At 75.8% G+C, this 2,756-nt stretch carries 1 protein-coding gene; it reads left to right on the top strand.

What is annotated here, in order from left to right; genetic code table 11:
• Nucleotides 1–2,756: BTAD domain-containing putative transcriptional regulator (locus M4J07_RS47500; protein WP_255983589.1), on the top strand; the 2,756-nt coding region annotated here is incomplete at both ends.

The following is a 2,756-nucleotide window of genomic DNA, read 5'->3' as shown; positions in this document are numbered from 1 at the left end:
CCCCGCTGCCCGCCCTCCGCTTCACCCCGTACGCCGCCGAGGACGCGGACGCCCGCCCCGTGCGGTCCCTGCCGCTCCCGGTCCTGGAGGCGGCGCCGCGCTGGCTGGCGAACTGGTCGCGGGTCGTCGGGGCGCCGGCCGGGGCCCACGTCACGGGCGCCGCCGCCTGGCTGACGCCGGACCCGCCGGCCGCGCACGCCGCGGCGCCGGCCGACCGCACCCCGGAGGACCTGGTGCGCGCCTTCCGCGCCACGGCCTCCCCCGAGGCGTTCCGGCTCGCCGGGCACCTGGCGGTCGGAGTGCCGCACCTGCCGGTGATGCGCCTGGTCCACGCGGCCCTCGAACGCGATCCGCGGCCGCAGCACCTGGCCGAGGTCGTCCTGAGCGGCCTGCTGACGACGGCGCCGGGACCGCCCGGCTCGTACGCCTTCCGCGACGGCGTCCGCGACCTCCTGCTCCGCTCCCTCCCCCGCTCCTCCCGCGGCCGCACCACCGCGTTCCTGGCCCGGGTCGGCGGCCTCATCGACGAGCGGGCCGGGGTGGGGGCCGGGGAGTTCCGGGCGACGACGCGGGGTCCGGAGGGAGAGGCGTTCGCGGCGGTCAGCGAGGAGAGCGTGCGGCGGTTGTCGGGCGGGCAGCGGACGCTGGACGACCGGTACCGGCTGGTCCGTGCGCTGCGGGCGAGCGGCAGCGTGTGGGAGGCGCGCGACCTGGACACGCGCACCACCGTCGCGGTGAAGCTGCACGGCTCCCTGGACGTCCCACGGCAGGCGGCCTTCCACCGCACGCTCACCCGGCTGGCCCGGCTCGACCATCCGAACGTGGTCGCCGTGCACGACTTCGGCGTCCACGACGGGACGACGTACGTCGTCATGGAGCATCTGGACGGCATCCCCCTCAACGCGCTCGCCGCGCCCACCGGTTACCGGCTGCCGGGCCTGGTCCTGTCGCGGCTCGCCCAGGACGTCGCCGCCGGGCTGCTCGCCGTGCACGGCATCGGCGCCGTGCACGGCAACGTCGGCATGGCCCGGATCGTGCTGCTGCGCCACGGCACGGCCAAGCTCACCCTGTTCGCCGACGGGCGCCGGGCGGACGACGAGGGCCGGCGCAGGGACGTCGTCGAACTGGGCACGATGCTGCGCCGGTTGAACGCGCCGGAGCGGATCACCACGGACCTGCTGTCCAGCGACGCCGACCGCCGGCAGACCGCGCTGCGCCGGCTCGCCGACCAGGGTTTCACCACGTACGACCGGGAGCGCCACTCCTACCGGCTGCTCGGGCGGCCGGAGTTCGTCCTCACCGACCTGACCCAGGAGACCTACGTGTCCCTGGAGTTCGCCGAGGAGCAGGCGATGCTGTGCATGCTGCTGCTCCGCTCGGGCCGGGCCGTGACGCACGCCGAGCTCACCGAGGGCATCTGGGGCGGCCGGCCGCCGAAGGGAGTACTGGGTCTGCTCGGCTCGTACGCGACCCGGCTGCGGCACGCGGGCGCGGGCACCATCGCGACGCTGCCCGACGGCTACGCGATCCACACCGGCACCGACACCTTCGACGTGGACAGCTGCCAGAACCTCGTCGGCGCCGCCGAGGCGAAGCGCGCCGACGGCGATCTGGCGGGCGCCCGCGACCACATCACCGACGCCCTCGCCCTCTTCCGCGGCACACCGCTCGACGGGGTGCCGGGCCCCGCGGCCCGTACGGCCAGGACCCGTCTGACGCAGTTGCGTCTCACCCTCCACCGCACCGCCGCCGAACTCGACCTGGACCTGGGCGAGTACGGCCGGGCCGCGACGGACCTCGCCGGACTGACCCGCGCCCACCCCTCCCGCGAGGACTTCCGCCGCCTGCAGATGATCGCCCTGCACCGGCTCGACCGGATCGACGAGGCGCTGGAGGCGTACGAGGACTACGAGGCGGTGGGCGGGCGCGTCGGGCCCGGCCTGGAGGAGCTGCACCGCGATCTGCTGGCGGCCCGCGACACGGCGACGGCCCCGTCCCGCACCTCCGTCACGTTCGATCTCGCCGACGACGCCGGGATCGACCTGCTGCCGGTCGTCGTCGGCCTGATCGAGGCGGCCGGTCTCACGGCCCGCGAGCACGCCCTGCACCCCCTCCCGGCCGGTGGCTACGAGGTCGTGGTCAAGACGGACCGGGCCGCCGAGCGGCTCCTGGAGACGACCGTGACCCGCCTCCCGGCCACCCTGTCCGAACTGCCCGCCGGGGTACGGGTGGGCGGCCTCCCGGCGGGCGTGCACGTCACGGTGACCTTCTGGCCGGCCGGCCCCGCGCACCGCGCCGCCCGCGACGGCCTGCGCGCCGACCTCGCCACGCACGCGGCGGCCTCCTGCGTGGCGGTGGCCCCCGGCCTCGTCGACCCGTACACGGTCAGCGCGCTGGGCCTGCGCGCGATGGGCGGGGACCCGCCGACGTACTGGTACCGCATGGTGACGGCCCAGAGCCTGGACCGGCTGCACCGCCTCACCTCGGCCCTGCGCCACCTGTCCGTGACGGCGGCCCCGTCCCACCGCATCGCGCTGTCCAGCCTCCTCGCCGAGCGGCTCGGGCAGCCGGTCGACCTGCGCCACATCGGCGATCTGGCGGCCACCGCGCTGAACAGCCCGACCGGCGAGAGCATGATCCTGGACGCCGTCCGGGAAACCCAACTACCGCAGGTGGCAGCGGAGTTCACCCGAACCCTCACGTCGACGGACGCCACGCCCGACACAGGTACTGACACAGGTACCGGCACCGGCACC

Source organism: Streptomyces longispororuber (assembly GCF_024448165.1).
In the GTDB taxonomy this organism is placed as follows: Bacteria; Actinomycetota; Actinomycetes; order Streptomycetales; family Streptomycetaceae; genus Streptomyces; species Streptomyces longispororuber_A.
The sequence above is the reverse complement of the archived record's forward strand: the minus strand, read 5'-3'. Positions and strand labels throughout refer to the sequence as shown.